At 29.9% G+C, this 19,989-nt stretch carries 17 protein-coding genes; 12 read left to right on the top strand and 5 right to left on the bottom strand.

Features of this window, described 5'->3' with window-relative positions; translation table 11 throughout:
• Positions 1-64: 64 nt before the first annotated feature.
• Both thiL and I1A51_RS16045 read right to left on the bottom strand, forming a co-directional pair.
• Positions 65-1,120 (bottom strand): thiamine-phosphate kinase, encoded by a 1,056-nt coding sequence (thiL, locus tag I1A51_RS16050; RefSeq protein ID WP_196895750.1) that lies wholly within the window; start codon positions 1,118-1,120, stop codon positions 65-67.
• 12 nt (positions 1,121-1,132) lie between these two features.
• Entirely contained in the window at positions 1,133-2,218 is a 1,086-nt protein-coding gene (locus I1A51_RS16045; protein ID WP_196895749.1) for a CapA family protein, read from the bottom strand.
• A 149-nt stretch (positions 2,219-2,367) separates the two neighbouring features.
• On the opposite strand from I1A51_RS16045, the gene I1A51_RS16040 reads away from it, so the two are divergent.
• The 4 genes from I1A51_RS16040 to sufD all read left to right on the top strand — a co-directional run bounded on the left by I1A51_RS16040 (position 2,368) and on the right by sufD (position 6,357).
• Complete coding sequence (locus I1A51_RS16040) at positions 2,368-2,697, top strand: HesB/IscA family protein (protein ID WP_196895747.1); 330 nt, start codon at positions 2,368-2,370, stop codon at positions 2,695-2,697.
• Positions 2,698-2,743: 46 nt separating this feature from the next.
• Entirely contained in the window at positions 2,744-4,192 is a 1,449-nt protein-coding gene (gene sufB / locus I1A51_RS16035; RefSeq protein ID WP_196895745.1) for a Fe-S cluster assembly protein SufB, read from the top strand.
• Between the two features lie 12 nt (positions 4,193-4,204).
• The gene (gene sufC, locus I1A51_RS16030) at positions 4,205-4,948 is read left to right on the top strand and encodes a Fe-S cluster assembly ATPase SufC (protein ID WP_196885687.1); all 744 of its coding nucleotides are present in this window, start codon (positions 4,205-4,207) and stop codon (positions 4,946-4,948) included.
• A gap of 83 nt (positions 4,949-5,031) precedes the next feature.
• Positions 5,032-6,357, top strand: coding sequence for a Fe-S cluster assembly protein SufD (sufD, locus tag I1A51_RS16025; RefSeq protein ID WP_196895935.1), 1,326 nt, complete (start codon positions 5,032-5,034; stop codon positions 6,355-6,357).
• Between the two features lie 56 nt (positions 6,358-6,413).
• Here the strand turns inward: sufD and I1A51_RS16020 are convergent, their stop codons facing one another.
• The gene (locus I1A51_RS16020) at positions 6,414-7,253 is read right to left on the bottom strand and encodes a hypothetical protein (RefSeq protein ID WP_196895743.1); all 840 of its coding nucleotides are present in this window, start codon (positions 7,251-7,253) and stop codon (positions 6,414-6,416) included.
• A gap of 111 nt (positions 7,254-7,364) precedes the next feature.
• Here I1A51_RS16020 and gltX point away from each other — a divergent pair, with 111 nt between their 5' ends.
• The 3 genes from gltX (at position 7,365) to I1A51_RS16005 (ending at position 10,699) form a co-directional block, all read left to right on the top strand.
• Entirely contained in the window at positions 7,365-8,882 is a 1,518-nt protein-coding gene (gltX, locus tag I1A51_RS16015; protein ID WP_196895741.1) for a glutamate--tRNA ligase, read from the top strand.
• A gap of 86 nt (positions 8,883-8,968) precedes the next feature.
• Positions 8,969-9,910, top strand: a complete 942-nt coding sequence (locus I1A51_RS16010) for an SPFH domain-containing protein (RefSeq protein WP_196895739.1) — start codon at positions 8,969-8,971, stop codon at positions 9,908-9,910.
• Between the two features lie 180 nt (positions 9,911-10,090).
• Positions 10,091-10,699: a superoxide dismutase gene (locus I1A51_RS16005; protein ID WP_196895738.1), complete on the top strand. Its 609-nt coding sequence runs from the start codon at positions 10,091-10,093 to the stop codon at positions 10,697-10,699.
• Between the two features lie 86 nt (positions 10,700-10,785).
• Here the strand turns inward: I1A51_RS16005 and I1A51_RS16000 are convergent, their stop codons facing one another.
• Positions 10,786-13,572 (bottom strand): VPS10 domain-containing protein, encoded by a 2,787-nt coding sequence (locus I1A51_RS16000; protein WP_196895737.1) that lies wholly within the window; start codon positions 13,570-13,572, stop codon positions 10,786-10,788.
• A gap of 159 nt (positions 13,573-13,731) precedes the next feature.
• Between I1A51_RS16000 and I1A51_RS15995 the strand changes: the two genes are divergently transcribed.
• The 5 genes from I1A51_RS15995 (at position 13,732) to I1A51_RS15975 (ending at position 17,851) form a co-directional block, all read left to right on the top strand.
• Positions 13,732-15,546: a sodium:solute symporter family protein gene (locus tag I1A51_RS15995; RefSeq protein ID WP_196895736.1), complete on the top strand. Its 1,815-nt coding sequence runs from the start codon at positions 13,732-13,734 to the stop codon at positions 15,544-15,546.
• Positions 15,547-15,548: 2 nt separating this feature from the next.
• Complete coding sequence (locus I1A51_RS15990) at positions 15,549-16,136, top strand: Crp/Fnr family transcriptional regulator (protein WP_196895735.1); 588 nt, start codon at positions 15,549-15,551, stop codon at positions 16,134-16,136.
• 69 nt (positions 16,137-16,205) lie between these two features.
• Positions 16,206-16,565, top strand: coding sequence for a SnoaL-like domain-containing protein (locus tag I1A51_RS15985; protein WP_196895734.1), 360 nt, complete (start codon positions 16,206-16,208; stop codon positions 16,563-16,565).
• A complete protein-coding gene (locus tag I1A51_RS15980; protein ID WP_196895733.1) occupies positions 16,562-17,074 on the top strand; it encodes a flavodoxin family protein in 513 nt (170 codons plus the stop codon). The genes I1A51_RS15985 and I1A51_RS15980 overlap by 4 nt, the downstream gene beginning before the upstream one ends.
• Before the next feature lie 162 nt (positions 17,075-17,236).
• Entirely contained in the window at positions 17,237-17,851 is a 615-nt protein-coding gene (locus I1A51_RS15975; protein ID WP_196895731.1) for a toxin-antitoxin system YwqK family antitoxin, read from the top strand.
• A gap of 198 nt (positions 17,852-18,049) precedes the next feature.
• On the opposite strand, the gene I1A51_RS15970 is transcribed toward I1A51_RS15975, so the two are convergent.
• Positions 18,050-19,984: a cytochrome-c peroxidase gene (locus tag I1A51_RS15970; RefSeq protein ID WP_196895729.1), complete on the bottom strand. Its 1,935-nt coding sequence runs from the start codon at positions 19,982-19,984 to the stop codon at positions 18,050-18,052.
• Positions 19,985-19,989 lie beyond the last annotated feature (5 nt).

The following is a 19,989-nucleotide window of genomic DNA, read 5'->3' as shown; positions in this document are numbered from 1 at the left end:
TTTACTTTTAAACAAAAAACCAAGGATTTCTCCTCGGTTTCTTTAAAACTATTTAATAAAATTTTTATTCTTCGTCTTTTTTTAATGGATTCCAACCTTTCGCAACCATTTCTACTTTTTGATTCGCTCTTGTAATCAAATGCACACCTTCATCTTCTGGTGTCATGTGTCCAATAATTGTAAAGTTTGGATTTGCTTTAATTTTAGGATAATCTTCTTGTTTGATTGTAAAAAGCAATTCATAATCTTCACCTCCACTTAGAGCCATTGTTGTACTATCAACTTTAAATTCTTCACATGTAGAAATTACTTGTGGATCTAAAGGAATTTTTTCTTCAAAAAGATTACAACCAACTTTTGATTGTTTACAAATATGTAGAATCTCAGACGAAAGTCCATCAGAAACATCAATCATACTTGTTGGTTTGATATCTAAAGCTTTTAAAAGTCCAGGAATATCTTTTCTTGCTTCTGGTTTTAATTGTCTTTCGATTATGTAAGAATACATATCTAAATCAGGTTGCATATTTGGATTTACTTGGAAAACTTGTTTTTCTCTTTCCAAAACTTGTAAACCTAAATAAGCACCACCAATATCACCAGTAACTACTAATAAATCTCCGCTATTTGCTCCATTTCTATAAACGATATCTTCCTCGTTTGCTTCACCAAAAGCAGTAACAGAAATCAACATTCCTTTTGTAGAAGATGTTGTATCACCACCTATTAAATCAATATTATATTTCTCACAAGCCAAACGAATTCCTTTATATAATTCTTCCACAGCTTCCAATGGAAATCTATTAGAAATTGCAATAGAAACTGTAATATGTGTAGCTTCTGCATTCATTGCATAAACATCCGATAAATTCACCATTACAGCTTTATATCCAAGATGTTTTATCGGCATATAAGCCAAATCAAAATGCACTCCTTCTACTAATAAATCTGTCGAAACTACAGCTTTTTTATTTTTAAAATCTAAAACAGCAGCATCATCACCAATACCTTTTATGGTAGAAGAATGAGAAATTTTAATATTTTTTGTCAAGTACTCAATCAAACCAAACTCTCCAAGCTCTCCAATACTTGTTCTTTTAGGATTTTTATCTTCTATCATTATTTTAATCGTTTATTTATATTCCGTAACATTTTTGTTTTCCTTACCAAGCAAAGTTCTTGCATGTTTTGTAAAACGCATCATTTTATCGTAATCAGTTTTTCTTTTAAAGAATTTCTGATTTGTTTCAAATTCTGAAACTGGTAAAATGTAATATTGTTTCTGTCCATTTACAATTGGCTCATAAACCCAAGTTAACTTATACTCAGCTTTGTCAATAAATGTATTGTTTTCGTTGTCTTTTACTAAATCTATTTTTAATACTGCTCCTCCATCTCTGGGAAAAGTTCTTTGATGCGAAACAAAGTTTCCTAAAGAATAGGCGACAAAGTTACCACTTTCTTTGTCAAAAACCATTGGTTGTAAAACATGTGGATGCGCACCGATTACCATTGTAATTCCTTCTTTTTTAAAGAAAGCGTACCAATCTTTCTGATATTGTGATGGTAAATCTTTATATTCTTTACCCCAATGAACAAAAGCAATTATTTGATCTGCATTAGCAGCTTTTGCTTTATCAATATCTGCTTTAACCACTTTTTTATCTAAATAATTAACCACATTTGGCTTTGTTGGCGGAATTCCATTAGTTCCGTAAGTAAAGTTGATAATTGCGATTTTAAATCCGTTTTTCTCAATAATTAAAGGAGAAGTTTTTTGTTTTACTTCACTATTGATAAACGTTCCTGTATGTGCAATATCCAAAGAATCTAAAACAGCAATTGTTTTTTCAACTCCTTTTTTTCTTTTATCACAAGAATGATTATTTGCTGTCATCAATACATCTACTCCAGCTTCTTTAATCGCAGAAGCATAAGATTCAGGAGAACTAAATTGTGGATAACCAGAATAAGGTTTAATTCCTAAAGTAACTTCAAGATTTCCAATAGCAACATCTGGTTCTGACAAAGTTTCCTTAATATATTTAAAGCATTCTGTATAATCGTAGGTTTTAGTCTGTTTATTATAAGCAGCGTTGATTTGGTCCATATGTCCCATAAAATCACCAATAAATAAAAGAGAAATTCGATCCGAACCCTCCTGCGCATTTGTTAAAATTACGCTTAAAAACAAAATAAAAGGTAAGAGTCTTTTCATAATAATTTGTTATTGATTTACTTTGCAAAGATACACTTTCATAGATGATAACTATCGTAATATTAATTATATTAATATATTAAACATGATAAATATCATATAAAAGTAATACCTTTGCAAAGAAATTAGACTTAATCTACCTAAAAATTATGATAAAAGTTTCAGATACAGCTAAAAAGAAAGTCATTGAGTTAATGACAGACGATGGTTTTAACCCAGAAACAGATTACGTTCGTGTGGGCGTAAAAAGTGGTGGTTGCTCCGGACTTTCCTATGATTTGAAATTTGACAATTCACAAGGGGAAGACGATAAAATTTTTGAAGATAATGGTGTAAAAATTATTGTGGACAAAAAGAGTTTTCTATACTTAGTTGGAACTACTTTAGAATATTCTGGTGGTTTAAACGGGACAGGTTTTGTGTTTAAAAATCCAAACGCAAGCAGAACTTGTGGTTGTGGAGAAAGTTTTTCATTATAAACAAAATAAGATTTAGTACTTTTGTACATCTTTTTTATACGACATTATGAATAAGTTTACTGAAGACGACTTAAAGAAGGAGTTAGAACATAAAGAATATGAATATGGTTTTTATACTGATATCGAATCAGAAACTTTTCCAAAAGGACTGAATGAGGATATCGTAAGAGCCATTTCTAAAAAGAAAAACGAGCCAGAATGGATGACGGAATGGCGTTTAGAAGCTTTCCGCATTTGGCAAGATATGGAAGAACCAGAATGGGCAAATGTTAAATATGAAAAACCAAATTTTCAAGACATTAGCTATTATTCTGCTCCAAAGAAAAAAGATAAATATGAAAGTTTGGATGAAGTAGATCCTGAATTATTAGAAACATTTAATAAGTTAGGTATTTCATTAGACGAGCAAAAGAAACTTGCTGGTGTAGCCGTAGATATCGTAATGGATTCTGTTTCTGTTGCTACAACTTTCAAAGAAACTTTAGCTGAAAAAGGAATTATCTTCTGTTCTATTTCAGAAGCAATTCAAAATCACCCAGAATTAGTAAAAAAATATATAGGATCAATTGTTCCTAAAACAGATAACTTCTATGCAGCATTAAATTCTGCTGTATTCTCAGATGGTTCATTCTGTTATATTCCAAAAGGTGTAAGATGTCCAATGGAACTTTCTACATATTTTAGAATTAACGAAGGAGGAACAGGACAATTTGAGCGTACTTTAGTAATTGCTGATGAAGGAAGTTATGTAAGTTACTTAGAAGGATGTACAGCGCCACAAAGAGATGAAAACCAATTACACGCTGCTGTGGTTGAATTAATCGCTTTGGATGATGCTGAAATCAAATATTCAACTGTACAAAACTGGTTCCCTGGTGATGCAGAAGGAAAAGGAGGAGTTTTCAACTTTGTAACAAAAAGAGGACTTTGCGAGAAAAACGCAAAAATTTCTTGGACACAAGTAGAAACAGGTTCAGCTGTAACTTGGAAATATCCATCTTGTGTATTAAAAGGAGATAATTCTGTTGGAGAATTTTATTCTATAGCAGTAACAAACCATTTCCAACAAGCAGATACAGGAACAAAAATGATTCACTTAGGAAAAAATACAAAAAGTACTATTATTTCTAAGGGAGTTTCTGCTGGAAAATCACAAAATAGTTATAGAGGATTAGTGCAAATTGGAGCTAGAGCTGAAAATGCGCGTAACTTCTCTCAATGTGATTCTTTATTAATGGGTAATGAATGTGGAGCACACACTTTCCCATATATTGAAGCAAAAAATAAAACAGCTCAAATCGAGCACGAGGCAACTACAAGTAAAATTGGTGAAGATCAATTATTCTATTGTAACCAAAGAGGAATCGATACGGAAAAAGCGATTGCATTAATTGTAAACGGATTTAGTAAAGAAGTATTGAATAAACTTCCAATGGAGTTCGCTGTAGAAGCACAAAAATTATTAGAAATTAGTTTAGAAGGATCTGTAGGATAAAAATATATTACGATGTTAAAAATTAACAATCTACACGCAAGTATTAACGAAAAAGAAATCCTAAAAGGGATTAACTTAGAAGTAAAACCAGGAGAAGTACACGCAATCATGGGACCAAACGGTGCTGGAAAAAGTACTTTATCTTCTGTTATTGCTGGAAGAGAAGATTATGAAGTTTCAGAAGGAGAAATCATCTTAGATGATGAAGATATCATCGAATTAGCTCCAGAAGAAAGAGCACACAAAGGTATATTTTTATCATTCCAATATCCTGTTGAAATTCCAGGTGTAACGGTAACAAACTTCATCAAATCTGCAATCAACGAAACAAGAAAAGCAAAAGGATTGGAAGAAATGCCAGCCAAAGATTTGTTGAAAACAATTCGTGAGAAATCTGAATTATTAGAAATCGATCGCAAATTCTTATCTCGTTCTTTAAATGAAGGATTTTCAGGAGGAGAAAAGAAAAGAAATGAGATTTTCCAAATGGCAATGTTAGAACCTAAATTAGCAATCTTAGATGAAACGGATTCTGGTTTAGATATCGATGCATTACGTATTGTTGCAAATGGAGTAAATAAATTAAAATCTGAGGATAATGCTGTAATCGTAATTACACACTACCAAAGATTATTAGATTATATCGTTCCTGATTTTGTACACGTTTTACACGATGGAAAAATCGTTAAATCTGGAGGAAAAGAATTAGCTCTAGAATTAGAAGAAAAAGGATACGATTGGATTAAAAATAGTTAATGCTTTTTTGTTTTTTAAAGAATTGATATTTACCTTTAAGTAAATTAATTCTCGAAAACAAAATGGCTTTGAATTTAGATGAAATGGAATTAAAAGATAAATTAGTATCATCATTTTTGGCGTTTGAAAACAATGCAAGCATTGACTTGGATTCTAGTATTCATGACATTAGAACAAAAGCTATCAATAATTTCGAAACTCAAGGATTCCCAACAAAAAAGGATGAAGAGTGGAAATATACTAGCTTACGTTCTGTATTAAATCATGATTATAGTATTTTTCCAAAAGCTTCTTCAAACATTGATTTAAGTGATGTAAAAAAATACTTTGTACACGGAATAGAATCGTATAAATTAGTTTTTATCGATGGAGTTTTTAACTCTTTTCTTTCTGATGCTACACATGATGGTTTAGATATTTGCGTAATGTCTTCTGCTCTTTCTAAACCAAAATATAAAATGATCGTTGACAATTATTTTAATACAATTGCAAAAGAAGATCAAAGTTTAGCAAATTTAAATACTGCTTTTTCTAAAGAAGGAGCTTTTATCAATATTCCTAAAAATACGGTTGTTCCAAAAGCAATTCAAATTTTAAATTTCTCTACAGGAACTGAAAAAGAATTGTTAGTTCAGCCAAGAAATCTTGTAATTGTCGGTGAAAATTCTCACGTTCAAATTATTGAACGTCACCAAAACTTAAGCGAATCTAATGTAACTCTAACAAATAGCGTTACTGAAATTTTCGTTCATAAAAGAGGAATTGTAGACTATTACAAGGTTCAAAATGACACAGAAAATGCTTCTTTAATTGACAGTACTTTTGTATCACAAAAACAAGATAGTATTGCTTCTGTGCATACTTTTTCTTTTGGAGGAAAATTGACGAGAAATAATTTAGAATTTTACCACGAAGGAGAGCATATTACTTCTAACTTAAATGGTCTTTCAATTATTGGAGGAAAACAATTAGTTGACAACCATACTTTAGTTCACCACAAACATCCAAATTGTGAAAGTCATGAATTATACAAAGGTATTTTTGATGACAAATCAAATGGAGTTTTCAACGGAAAAGTAGTTGTGGAAAAAGAAGCTCAAAAAACAAATGCTTTCCAACAAAATAATAATATTTTAATTGGAGATTCTGCAGCAATTAATGCAAAACCTCAATTAGAAATATTTGCAGATGATGTAAAATGTTCTCACGGTTGTACAATTGGACAATTAGATGAAAGCGCTTTATTCTATATGCAGCAAAGAGGAATTTCTAAGGAAAACGCAAAAGCTTTATTAATGTATGCTTTCGCAAATGAAGCTTTAGATCATGTAAAAGTTCCTGCTTTAAAACAGAAAATAAATCAAATCATTGCTAAAAAACTAAACGTTGATTTAGAATTTGATTTGTAATTTTATATTAATATTATTTTATCTAAAAAATCCAGATGCTTTGTGTCTGGATTTTTTTATTCTAGATATTCATATTCAATTTTCACAGCAGGAATTCCAAAACGCTTCATTATTGAGAATCTTTGTTTACCATACCAAATTTCATTTCCATAAAGCCCCAATCTTCCTGAAAAATTATTAAGAAAAATATTATTTTCTAAATACACTCTTCCAAAAGCAATTGTAAAATTTGTATGACTAACAAAACCCATAAATATTTTTGATTTATTTTTATTTACAAAAGTTTTAATAGGAATATCAAACCATTCGTGTTTGATTTTCCTATTAATTTTCATAATCTTTTGATGTGGATATAAATATATTTTGTTTGGGTCATTTAAACTATCTGCAACAAATATTTCTGGTATTAATTCAGAATTTTTATATTTTGTATTTCGAATGTAAATACTAAATTTTTTAATTTTAATTAAAGTATCTATAGGAAATGAATTTAAACTTCCAATCTCATAACCATAATAATGACCTTTTTTATACAAATTATTTATAGTTCCTAAAGTCTGAATTTTATTTGAGTTTAATTCAACTTCTCCAATATAAAGTTGTTTCCTAATAAATATTAATGAATTATGAAATGCTTTTTTAGGAATATTTTCCTTATACCAAGAATCAAAATGTATTACAATTGAATCTGCTTTACGAATTATTTTTTTAGTCAATTCTATTCCATTATTTTCATTTGGTAAAAGTTTCTTTTCCTTATTTTTAGAATATATATGAAGAGAATAATAAGAAATAGTGTCTAATTTTTCATCATTAACAAAATGAAAAGTATTTTGAGCTAAATTTTTACTTGTAAATAATACGAATAAAATTAATATCAAACTTTTTCCTAACATTTTTTAAAGCAAATATAAAAATTATCAAAAAACCTTTTCCTAAACTTTAAATCCACTTTTTCAAATACTTTCTACAAATCATTATCTTTGCGGCAGAAAAAAATCAAAATCATGACTACAGACGTTCGAGTACGATTTGCACCTAGTCCAACAGGACCATTGCATATGGGAGGTGTAAGAACAGCATTATTTAATTATTTATTTGCAAAAAAACACAATGGAACATTTGTGTTAAGAATTGAAGATACAGATCAAACAAGATATGTTGCAAATGCCGAACAGTACATTATTGATTCTTTAAATTGGTGTGAAATTCCTTTTGATGAAGGTCCAGGAAAAAATGAAAAATTTGGTCCTTATCGTCAATCGGAACGTAAAGCGATGTATAAAGATTATGCTTTTAAGTTAATCGAAGAAGGAAAAGCATATTATGCTTTCGATTCGGCAGAAGCTTTAGACGCACAAAGAAAAGAACACGAAGAAAAAGGTCAAACTTTTAGTTATAGTCATCATAATAGAGAACAATTAGATAATTCTCTTGCACTTTCTAAAGAAGAAGTTGAAGCAAAAATTGCTGCAGGAGAAAAATATGTAATTCGTTTTAAAACTCCAGCAGATAGAATTTTAAAACTTTCAGATGAGATTCGTGGTGAAATTTCAATTGATACAAATACTTTAGATGATAAAGTTTTATTTAAATCAGATGGAATGCCAACATATCATTTAGCAAATATTGTAGATGATCATTTAATGGAAATCACGCATGTAATTCGTGGTGAAGAATGGTTACCTTCTCTTCCACTTCATTTCTTATTATATGAAGCTTTTGGATGGGATGCCCCAAAATTTGCACATTTACCATTGATTTTAAAACCTGTTGGAAAAGGAAAATTAAGCAAACGTGATGGAGATAAATTAGGTTTCCCTGTTTTCCCGTTAGAATATACAAATGAAGTAAATGGAGAAATTTCTAGAGGATATAAAGAAGATGGATATTTCTCTGAAGCTTTCATTAATATGTTAGCTTTCTTAGGTTGGAATCCTGGAACAGAACAAGAACTTTTCTCTTTAGAAGAATTAGTGGAAGCTTTTTCTTTAGAAAGAGTAAGCAAAGCTGGAGCAAAATTTAGCCCAGACAAAACAAAATGGTTCAACCAACAATACATGCAGAAAAAATCGAATAAAGAATTAGCTACTTTATTTATACCAATTTTAAAAGAGCATAATATTGAAGCTTCCGAAGGTTTTGTAGAAAAAGTAGTTGGATTAATTAAAGAAAGAGCTGTTTTTGTAAATGATTTATGGGATTTAAGTAATTTCTTCTTCGTAAATCCTACAGAATATGATGCAAAAGGAGTAAAGAAAAACTGGAAAGAAGGAACAAATGAATTGATGACAGAATTAATTTCTGTGATAGAAGCTATTGAAGATTTCTCTTCTGCAAATGTAGAGACAATCGTAAAAGAATGGATTGGAACAAAAGAAGTTGGATTCGGAAAAGTTATGCAACCTTTACGTTTAAGTTTGGTTGGAGCGATGAAAGGTCCACATTTATTTGATATCATCGAAATGATTGGAAAAGAAAACACTGTTAAGAGAATTCAAAACGCAATTCAAACAAACGGTTAATTTCTAACCATTTTGTCTTAAATAATCTAAAAGCACTTCAAATTTGAAGTGCTTTTTTTGTATTTTTAAGCAAAAAATTAAAAATTATGAGTTATCAATACATACCCTACATTATAGTTCTTCTATTTATAATCGTTTCTGGTTTATTTATGGTAAAACAACAAACAACTGCAGTTATCGAGCGATTTGGAAGATTTAGATCGATTCGTCATGCAGGATTACAGTTTAAAATTCCGATTATAGACAGAATTGCTGGAAGAGTTTCTTTAAAAATTCAGCAATTAGATGTAATGGTAGAAACAAAAACAAAAGACAATGTTTTTGTACAGTTAAAAATTTCTGTTCAGTTTAAAATTTCACCTGATAAAGTATATGATGCTTTTTATAAACTTCAAAATCCACATGATCAGATTACAGCTTATATCTTTGATGTAGTTCGTGCAGAAGTTCCAAAAATGATTTTAGATGATGTTTTTGAAAAGAAAGATGATATTGCAATCGCAATTGAAAGAGAATTAAAAGAAGCAATGCTAAATTATGGTTATAACATCGTAAAAGCACTTGTTACAGATATTGATCCAGATTCGCAAGTAAAGAATGCAATGAATAGAATTAATGCAGCAGAAAGAGAAAAAGTAGCTGCACAATTTGAAGGAGATGCACAACGTATTCGAATTGTAGAAAGAGCAAAAGCAGAGGCAGAAAGTAAACGTTTACAAGGACAAGGTATCGCAGATCAAAGACGTGAAATTGCTCGTGGATTGGAAGAGTCTGTTGATACATTAAACAGAGCAGGAATCAATTCTCAGGAAGCTTCTTCTCTAATTGTAATTACACAACACTACGATACTTTACAAGCAATTGGACAAGATACAAACAGTAATTTAATTCTATTACCTAATACACCAAATGCTGCAAGTGATATGTTAAATAATTTGGTGACAAGCATGGTTGCTGCAAATAAAATAAGTGAAGCAAATCAAAGACCTCGTAAGAAGAAAAATGACGACGAGCAGAATATGATGTAAAAAATAAAGCAATAAAATTCGGGTTTTAAAAGAAATAATTCATAAAACTCTAACTTTCAAACAACTATTTTTAATTATCAATAAAAATAATAGGAATATCAAAACAATCAATTTCTTTTATTCATTATAGTTCATTACCTTTGAAATAGTTTATGTTTAACTTAAAAAATTAAAAACAAAATGGCTTTCGAATTACCAAAATTACCATACGCATACGACGCATTAGAACCAAATATTGATGCAAAAACAATGGAAATTCACCATGGTAAACACCATGCAGGATATACAAATAATTTAAATAATGCAATTGCAGGAACTGATTTAGAAGGAAAATCTATTGAAGATATCTTAGTAAACTTAGATATGTCAAATGCTGCTGTAAGAAATAACGGAGGTGGATTCTACAATCACTCTTTATTTTGGACAATCATGTCTCCAAACGGAGGTGGAGCTCCAACAGGAGAATTAGCAGAAGCAATTGATGCTGCTTTTGGTTCTTTCGAGTCTTTCAAAGATGCTTTTGCAAAAGCTGCTGCAACTAGATTTGGATCTGGATGGGCTTGGTTATGTGTTCAAAAAGGAGGAAAAGTAGAAATTTGTTCTTCTGCAAACCAAGATAATCCATTAATGCCAGAAATCGGATGTGGAGGAACTCCAATCTTAGGATTAGATGTTTGGGAGCACGCTTATTATTTAAACTACCAAAACAGAAGACCTGATTACATCAATGCTTTCTTTAATGTAATCAACTGGGATGAAGTTTCTAGAAGATATGCTGAAGGAAAATAATTTATAGAAAATTATAAATTAAAAGTCCAATTCAATTTAGAATTGGACTTTTTTTATGGTATTATATTTTTTAACTAATTCTGAATTTATTTAATCTCAAATTCTTTTATATCACTTATTTTTCCTTTTAAAATCTTTAGTTGATATTTTCCTTTTGGTAAATAATATTCTCCATTCTTTGCTTCAACAACTGTAAAATCTTCGTGTTTCTTTGCATATTTCTTTCCTAATTTTTCATTCATAGAAACATTATATTCAAAGAAATTAAATCCTTTTACAGCTTTAAATTTAGTTTCAAATAACGTTTTTTCATCTTCACCTAAAATATAAATTTTATATTCACCAGCTTCTTTAACATAAAAAGAAATTGTCTCTTTGGGTGTATTTGGCTCAATCCATTTGCTCCAAGCACTTCCCCAATTTTTAGAAAAGCGAATTTTAGGAATATCAATAATTGCAACATCTGAATTTTTCACCTTTTTATATTGTTGTACAGCATTTAAATCCATCACATAAATCGAACGACCATGTGTTCCAATAACCATTTCTTTCGCTTGTTTTTGAATTGCTAAATCATGTACAGCAACTTTTGGCATGTTTGCATCAATAATTTGCCAATTTGCTCCTTTATCAAAAGAAACAAAAACACCATTATCTGTTCCAACATATAAAATATCTTCATCTATAAAATCTTCACGAACAACATTAATTGAATAATTTGGTAAATTTGAACTGATGTTTTTCCAAGTTTTTCCAGCATCTTCTGTCATGAATAAATAAGGTGTAAAATCATCATTTCTATATCCATTTAAAGCAACATAAAATCTATTTTTTTCAAATTGAGAGAAAATCACTCTAGAAACCCAAAGATTTTTTGGTAAATTTTTAGAAATTAATTCCCAAGAACTTCCTCCATCTTTTGAATATTGAACATTTCCATCATCTGTTCCAATTAATAATTCTCCAAACTGAAAAGAAGATTCATCAATAGAAGTTAATGTTCCAAAAGCAACATTTCCTTTTTTTCCTCCATTTGTTAAGTCTCCAGAAATCGCTTTAAAATTATCACCTTTATCTAAAGAACGATGTAATTTATTCGAACCTAAATACAAAATATCTTGATTATGTTTTGAAAGTAAAATTGGTGTTTGCCAATTAAAACGAAGTGGCGCTTCTCCTAAATCATGTTTTGGTTGAATATATTTTTGTGATTTATCTGCTAGATTTAAGCGATAATAATTTCCAAATTGAAATCCTGTATAAACAATATTCGGATTTCTATCGTCAATCATAATTTGCATTCCATCTCCCCCCATGATAGATTCATAAGCATAATGACCTGTTTGCGTCCATTCTCTACTTTCCACATTATTATGAGGTCCAAACCAAACGCCATTATCTTGTAAACCTCCATAAACATTATAATTCTTTTGATTATCAACATTTACAGCATAAAATTGCCCAACTGAAGGTTGATTACATTTAATCCAAGTTTCTCCATCATCATATGAAATATTCAATCCTCCATCATTTCCATTGATTAAATGCCCTTCTTGTGTTGGTGAAATCCAAAGCGAATGATGATCAGCATGAACGTTATCTTTTTGAATAGAAATAAATGTTTTTCCTCCATTTTTTGATTTTAAAATTGGAACTCCACCAATGTATACATTGTTACTATTTTTTGGATCTACTTTTACCAAACCAAAATAATATCCATAAGAATAATAAATGTCTTCGATATAATCTTTATGTGTTTTTCTCCATGTTTTCCCTCCGTCTGTAGATTTATAAAGCTCCGCTCCTTTTACAGGTGTATCAAATAACATTGCATTTGCATCTTCTAAATATTTTGCAATATCAGAAGGTTTAATGTTTCCTTCTTTCACCATGTTTTTCACATTTTGCGCTCTATATTTTTCTTGAAATCCATTTTGTTTTAAAAACTTGTTTAACTTTTTATCTTTTAAGTTTAAAAAAGTTTCTACAGACATATTTTTAAAATCATCTTTTGTCAACACATTAACAGATTCCTTTTTATCTGATTTTGCTCTTCTAAATTGATTGTCTAAAAAAGCATAAATAACCTTCGAATCAAAAGCTGCTAAACCAATTCTTCCAACTCCTTCACCTGTTGGAAATCCTGATTTTTCTGTTGTTAAAAGATTCCATGTTTTTCCTTTATCTGTACTTTTATAAATCCCAGAACCTTTTCCACTTCCAACAAAGTTCCATGCTTTACGACTTCTTTCCCAAGCAGCAGCATACATTGTATTTTTATTATCTGATGAAGCAACTAAATCGATAATTCCAGTATTTTCATTAATAAAAAGTGTTTTCTGCCAAGTTTTTCCTCCGTCATAAGATTTAAAAATTCCTCTTTCTTTATTTGTTGTATAAAGATGACCGATTACAGCAACAGTTAATTCTTGTGGGTTCTTTTCATCAATGATAATTCTACTGATATGTTGCGAATCTTTTAAACCAATATTTTCCCAAGTTTTTCCTTTGTTAGAACTTTTTAAAATTCCAATTCCAGCATAAGAAGAACGAGAAGAATTTACTTCTCCAGTTCCAACATATATCACTTCATTTTTCCAATCGACAGAAACACATCCAATATTTTGCGTTTCTGAACTGTCTAAAACTGGTTCTAAACTTGTTCCATTATTATTCGAATGCCAAAGTCCACCAGAAGCATAAGCAACATAAAACTCTGTTGGATTTTTAGGATTCACTGCAATATCTACAATTCTTCCGCTCATCACAGAAGGTCCAATATTTACAGGCTTTATTTCTGAAACTACGGTTTCTTGTGCTTGAATTGCTATCGAAATAAATAGCAATGCAAACAACAATATGTATTTTTTCATAAAGATTGTTTTTTAATAAAATTGTTAAACAAATATAATGGATTCTTCCTTGGAAATTTTGAAGAAAAATTTGCGTTATTCTATTAAAAAATGATTTCTTTCTCTGAAAAGTTTTTTTATATATTTACGCAAATACCAATTAATCAATAACAAAACTACATGATATCATTACATACGATTGATTATATCTTTATTTTCACATTTTTTGCAATTACTTTAGGAATCGGATTTTATATCTCAAAAAAATCTGGAAAAAATACAGATGAATTCTTTTTATCTGGAAAAAATATGCCTTGGTGGCTTTTAGGTTTTTCCATGGTTGCTACTACTTTTGCTACAGATACACCGAATTTGGTAACGCAATTAGTTCGTGAAGATGGAGTTTCTGGAAACTGGGCTTGGTGGATTTTCCTTTTAACTGGATTATTAACTGTTTTTGTTTATGCAAAACTCTGGCGAAAATCAAATGTTCATACTGATATCGAATTTTATTCTCTCCGATATGGCGGAAAACCTGCACGTTTTTTAAGAGGTTTCCGTTCTCTTTATCTTGGTGTAATTTTTAATGTTCTTGCAATGTCGGGAGTTACTTTAGCTGCGATAAAAATTGGACAAGTAATGCTTGGTTTAACTCCTTTTCAAACTATCGGAATTGCTTCTCTTGTTACAGTTTTATTCAGTATACTTGGTGGATTTAAAGGAGTTGTTTATACTGATTTCTTGTTATTTTTTGTCGCAATGGTTGGTTCAATTGGAGCTGCGTATTATTGCGTGAATCTTCCTGAAGTTGGAGGAATTTCTAATTTAATTACACATCCGAATGTTGTTGATAAAATTGATATCATTCCGACTTTTGACAATCGTGAAGCTTTTATTGGTTTATTAATTATTCCTCTTGCTGTGCAATGGTGGAGCGCTTGGTATCCTGGAGCTGAACCTGGAGGTGGTGGATATATTGCACAAAGAATGTTGGCTGCAAAAAATGAAAATCATGCAATTGGAGCAACATTTTTCTTCAATATTCTTCATTATGCTTTACGTCCTTGGCCATGGATTTTAGTTGCCTTGGCTTCTCTTGTGATTTTCCCTGATGTACAAAGTATTCATGATGCTTTTCCTGATATTACAGAAGATAAATTAGGTCATGATTTAGCTTATTCTGCAATGCTAACAAAACTTCCTTATGGATTAATGGGAGTTGTTCTGACTTCATTAATTGCGGCTTATATGAGTACAATTTCAACACATTTAAATTGGGGATCTTCTTATATCGTTTATGACTTTTATAAGGAAACAATTCGACCAAATGCAAGTGAAAAAGAATTGGTTTTTATCGGTCGAATTTCTACACTAATTTTAATGATTCTAAGCGCAGGAATCGCTTTACTTTTAAATCATGCTGATCAAATTTTTGATTTTATTATCATGTTTGGTGCTGGAACTGGATTGATATTTATTCTTCGTTGGTTCTGGTGGAGAATTAATGCTTGGAGTGAAATTACTGCAATGTTTGTTTCTGGAGTTATTTCTATTTTATTTCATATTGATGCGATTGAAACTTTCCTTTTTTCGGCTGAAAGTGGAATTTTACCTGCTTGGAGTTCCATGCCAATAGCAGTTTTTTCTACAACATTCATTTGGATTTTAGTTACTTTTCTTACAAAACCAGAATCTGACAAAGTTCTTTTCGATTTTTACGAAAAAATTCAACCAGGAGGAAACGGTTGGAAAACAATCATTGAAAAAGCAAAAAAAGAAAATCGAGAAATTAAAGATCCAAAAGAAAAATGGACAGTTCCTTCTGGAATTTTAGCAATGTTTTTAGGTTGTTTGGTGATTTATGGTAGTTTATTTGCTACAGGTTATTGGATTTATGGTGAAACAACTTTAGCGATTATTCTGACTATTTTTGTTTTAATTTTCACAGCACTTTTAATTAAAGTTTGGCAAAAAATTAAAGTACATATTCTTTAACAATGACACATTCTTTTATTCAAAATATTCAAAAACATGTTTCTCTTTCTATAGAAGAAATTTCTTATATCGAATCTTTTTTAAAGTTGAAAAAGCTTAAAAAGAAGGAATTTTTACTTCAAGGAAAAGAAATTTGTACGAATTTATCTTACATTGATAAAGGATGTTTAAAAATATTTACCATCGGAGAAAATGGTGAAGAACACATCATTTTCTTTGCAATTGAAGATTGGTGGGCGTTGGATTTAAAAAGTTTTATCACAAAAGAACCTGCTAGATTTTTTATTGAAGCAATGGAAGATTCTGAAATTAGCCAAATAAGTAATGATAATTTTCAATTGCTTTTAGATAAAATTCCAAAATTGGAAAAATGGTTTCGGATTTTACTTCAAAATGCATTAATCGCTTCTGAAAATCGGATTGATCATAAACTTTCCCTAAATGCTGAACAAAGATATTTCGAGTTTTCAAAGAAATATCCTTCTCTGGAAACTAGAATTTCTCAAAGACAAATTGCTTCATATTTAGGAATTACACCTGAATTTTTAAGTAAACTTCGTGCACAAAAATGGAAATCAAAAAAACCTTAAACTAGATTAATTTTTTTCATTTCTAAATGTAGAAACTTTGCAATATCAGAAATACAAAAACGAAAAACGATGTTACAAAGTGAAATAAAAAAATCTGTTGAAGAGTTAATTCAAATGGTAGAAGAAGGAAAAACTTTAGAAGCTTTCGAAAAGTTTTATCATGAAGATTTGGTGGCGCAAGAAAACCAAACAGAGCCTAGAATTGGAAAAGAGGTTGGACGAGAATTTGAAGCAAATTTTGTAGGAAATATTGAACAAATCAGAACTTATAAAGCTGTATCAACAATGATAGGTTCAGGAGTTTCTGCAATTGCTTGGGAAATTGATATTGATCATAAGGAATGGGGAACTGTTCAAATGACCGAAATTAATCTTCAGACTTGGAAAGATGGAAAAATTATTCGTGAAACTTATAATTATACACTATGAAAAAAATAATCATCCAAGGAAGCTCAAGAAGCAAAGGAAATACTTTTGATATTACACAAGCTTTAAAAGAAAAATTAGATTGTGATTATATAGATTTATCAACGAAAAATATACAACTTTTCGATTATGAATTTAAAAATCAAGAAGACGATTTTCTTCCGTTAATCAAAGAATTATTGGAGAATTATGATGTTTTCATTTTTGCCAGTCCAGTTTATTGGTATACGATGAGCGCTACTTTAAAAATCTTTTTTGATCGATTTACAGATTGTGTTTTAAAAGAGAAAGAATTAGGTAGAAAATTTGAAGGAAAACATATGGCAGCTCTTTGTTGTGGATCCAGTGAAGACGAAATTGATAGTTATTTTATTCCTTTTCGAGAAAGTGCAAAATATTTAAAAATGAATTATATCGGAGATGTTCATACGTGGAAAGATTCCGATGAAATTGATGAAAAAGTTATTCATAAACTTCAGTTTTTTTCAAATTTAATTGAAAGTCAAAATTAACTTTTAAAACAAAAACAAGGTGAAATAACGATAATTTCCCCTTGTTTTTTGTTTAATAATTCACAACTCTAAGCTATTTCATACAACTTAAGATATTCATTTTCAAAATATAAATAAAAAGTCTATTTTTAGTGTCCCTATTTATCTCAAATACTAACTTAAATGACTTTAACAAAAACAATCAACAAAAATGTAGAAACAAAAGCCCTTTATCATCAAAAAAGTAGAAAACTAAAAGCAGAAAGAAATTATCAGAAAAACCTAGAAAGTGGGGAATGGAAGTGTTATTACAGCAACGGAGAGTTGGAAAATGTAATAAACGGTGAGAAGAGTAAAAGAAATGGTCTATGGGAATCTTATGATAAAAATGGTCAGTTAGTGGAAATTGGTTACTACATCGATGATGAACAAAACGGCGAATGGAAATTCTACTATGAAACGGGTCTTCTCCGAGAGATTGGTATTTACCATTTTGGGAAACTTCATGGTAAATGGTCATACTATTTTCGAAATGGTAAAATGAGAAGTGAAGGTAACTATGAAAAAGGTTTAGAATCGGGCGAGTGGAAAACTTATTATGAAAGTGGAAAGTTAAAGGGAATCGGTTGTTATGAAAATGGCGTTAAAAATGGTTTATGGAACTATTTTCATGAATCTGGACATTTAAAAGCCGAAGGAAGATACTTCCAAGGTATGAAAATCAAAAAGTGGAAATATTACACTAAAGACAATCAATTAAATTCAGTTGAAATCTTTAAGAACAAAATTATGAAATGAATCTTTTCGACTTCTTTGCGCTAAGGATTGAAGTGAAAAGCTTTTGTTTTTCGAAAAATTAGAACTTCTTAACAAATGTAGGCGACCAACGGAAGCCCACAAATTGTTTAGAAGTTCTTTTTTTTGAATATAAAACTTGTAACGAAAAGCCTGACTTTTCTTTGTCTTTTTGAAGCAAAGAAAAGAAGCGTCCAAAATTTAATAATTAGACATTACTTTTCTTTGATTCCATGATTTATTAGGAAAATCCGTTGGTAAATTTACTTTTTCATCAAATTGTTTTTTATCTGAAAGTGCTTTCATAAACGCGATAATATCTGAAATTTCTTGTTCTGAAAGATTTAGTGGAGCGTCACTCAACGTTTGATTTTCGACATCCATTCCTTGTCCAGCTCCTCCTCCATTATTGTAAAATTCCATTACTTCCTCCAATGTATTAAAAACACCGTTATGCATATAAGGAGCTGTATTAGCAATATTTCTCAGAGTTGGTGTTTTAAATGAATTCTTATAATGAATTGCATGTTCTTTTGGACGTTTATTTCCATATCTTCCTAAATCTTCATCAATAATTTTTTGATTTTCTTTCGTTTTTGGAACGCCTAAAACTTCAGATTCTGTATCGAGATAAGCAGGTGGAACTGTTCCATTATATAGAGGGATAAAATGACATGTTGCGCATGCTGCTTTTCCAGTGAAAAGATTGAATCCTCTTTTAATTTCTGGTTTTAAAACTGCTTTTTTATTTTGAAAATACAAATCGATATCATTGTCAAATGGCGTTAAATCCATAATAAAAGCTGTAATTGCATGATCGATTGTTGTCGTTGAAATTTCTTTGTTTTCAAAAGCTTCAGAAAACATTTTTTGGTATGTTGGACTTGTATTTAAGTCTTTAATAATTTGTTGGTAAGAAGAATTAAATTCATCAGGATTAGTAATTACGTGTTCATATTGATCTTCTAATCTATCTGCTCTTAAATCGTGTAAATATTTTGTAGCAAAAATTGCATAATTCAAAGTTGGAGAGTTTCTTTTTACAAATTCACCAGCATTAGAAATACTTGTTTTTTGTCCGTCCGTAAATGCTTTATCTGCATGATGACAACTTACACAAGCCATCTTTTTTGTAGAAGAAAGAATCGGATCATTGAAAAGTAATTTTCCTAACTCTACAACTTTTTCGTGATTTTTTTCAACTTTATATGTGGTAAAATACTCTTTGTTTACAAAGTTTTTTTCAAATAAATTTTCCACTTCATAATTTGTTGTTTTCTTTCCAAAATAAACCTCATCAATAGTTTCATAGCCTAAAGCAAAATGCATTTTTTTAATATTTCCATACAAAGGATTGATTACTTTTTTGATAAAAATTAAACGATTAAAAGAATTAAAATCATCTTTGTTCAATTGTTGAATTCCTTCTTCAAATTGTTTAATTGTTTCTTTGTATAAATCAATTCTATTAATATTTCTCATTTCACTTTCATATGCTTGAATCAGCATTTTCATTTCAGAAAAACTACTTTTAGCATCTGCAATTCCTAATAAAGTTCCTGGTGTATCAAATCCAGTAATTCCAAGCGTTGTAATTCGAATTAACTCTTGACGAATCAGTTCAAAAACCTGTCTATCAGTCAAATTTAATCGAGAAACATACAATTTAATATTCTTATAATTTTTGATTAATTGACTTACTTTTTGTTGTAATTCCTTTTTAATTTCTTCTTCTTTTATATTCTCTCCCATCAATTCGTCAATCACTTGCATTCCTTTTGGTTCTACAATCGAAAGTTCAGGAGTTTTTTTCATGATTTTTAAAAGAGGAGCTCCATTTAAAAATCGATCATTTGCTTCAGGATCCAGATAAGCAATATATAATCCTGTTTTTTTGAATACTTTTCGAAGATTCTTATAAGATGTAAAAACTTCTTTTGAAGAAAAATCAGAGTTTAATAGCTTTTCAAAAGTAAAAAGTTTAGCTTCAAAATTATTTAACTTAGATTGAAATTGAACATTTATTTGTTTGATACTTTTTTCACTATAGGTTCCGTTTTTCTTTTGAGAAGAAAGTAATGTTGCGATAATAATGATTCCAATAGAAAGAATTGAAAAGTATTTTAATGCTTTCATTTTAA

This window comes from Aureivirga marina, assembly GCF_015767265.1.
GTDB classification, from domain to species: Bacteria; Bacteroidota; Bacteroidia; order Flavobacteriales; family Flavobacteriaceae; genus Aureivirga; species Aureivirga marina.
The sequence above is the reverse complement of the archived record's forward strand: the minus strand, read 5'-3'. Positions and strand labels throughout refer to the sequence as shown.

Bases quoted from the DNA above. Each gene is read 5' to 3' on its own strand.
- sufB (WP_196895745.1), top strand. From the start codon at position 2,744: ATGAATAAGTTTACTGAAGACGACTTAAAGAAGGAGTTAGAACATAAA.
- I1A51_RS15990 (WP_196895735.1), top strand. From the start codon at position 15,549: ATGACACATTCTTTTATTCAAAATATTCAAAAACATGTTTCTCTTTCT.
- I1A51_RS16000 (WP_196895737.1), bottom strand. From the start codon at position 13,572: ATGAAAAAATACATATTGTTGTTTGCATTGCTATTTATTTCGATAGCA.
- I1A51_RS15980 (WP_196895733.1), top strand. From the start codon at position 16,562: ATGAAAAAAATAATCATCCAAGGAAGCTCAAGAAGCAAAGGAAATACT.
- I1A51_RS16005 (WP_196895738.1), top strand. From the start codon at position 10,091: ATGGCTTTCGAATTACCAAAATTACCATACGCATACGACGCATTAGAA.
- sufD (WP_196895935.1), top strand. From the start codon at position 5,032: ATGGAATTAAAAGATAAATTAGTATCATCATTTTTGGCGTTTGAAAAC.
- I1A51_RS15985 (WP_196895734.1), top strand. From the start codon at position 16,206: ATGTTACAAAGTGAAATAAAAAAATCTGTTGAAGAGTTAATTCAAATG.
- gltX (WP_196895741.1), top strand. From the start codon at position 7,365: ATGACTACAGACGTTCGAGTACGATTTGCACCTAGTCCAACAGGACCA.
- thiL (WP_196895750.1), bottom strand. From the start codon at position 1,120: ATGATAGAAGATAAAAATCCTAAAAGAACAAGTATTGGAGAGCTTGGA.
- I1A51_RS16020 (WP_196895743.1), bottom strand. From the start codon at position 7,253: ATGTTAGGAAAAAGTTTGATATTAATTTTATTCGTATTATTTACAAGT.
- I1A51_RS16040 (WP_196895747.1), top strand. From the start codon at position 2,368: ATGATAAAAGTTTCAGATACAGCTAAAAAGAAAGTCATTGAGTTAATG.
- I1A51_RS16045 (WP_196895749.1), bottom strand. From the start codon at position 2,218: ATGAAAAGACTCTTACCTTTTATTTTGTTTTTAAGCGTAATTTTAACA.
- sufC (WP_196885687.1), top strand. From the start codon at position 4,205: ATGTTAAAAATTAACAATCTACACGCAAGTATTAACGAAAAAGAAATC.
- I1A51_RS15975 (WP_196895731.1), top strand. From the start codon at position 17,237: ATGACTTTAACAAAAACAATCAACAAAAATGTAGAAACAAAAGCCCTT.
- I1A51_RS15970 (WP_196895729.1), bottom strand. From the start codon at position 19,984: ATGAAAGCATTAAAATACTTTTCAATTCTTTCTATTGGAATCATTATT.
- I1A51_RS15995 (WP_196895736.1), top strand. From the start codon at position 13,732: ATGATATCATTACATACGATTGATTATATCTTTATTTTCACATTTTTT.
- I1A51_RS16010 (WP_196895739.1), top strand. From the start codon at position 8,969: ATGAGTTATCAATACATACCCTACATTATAGTTCTTCTATTTATAATC.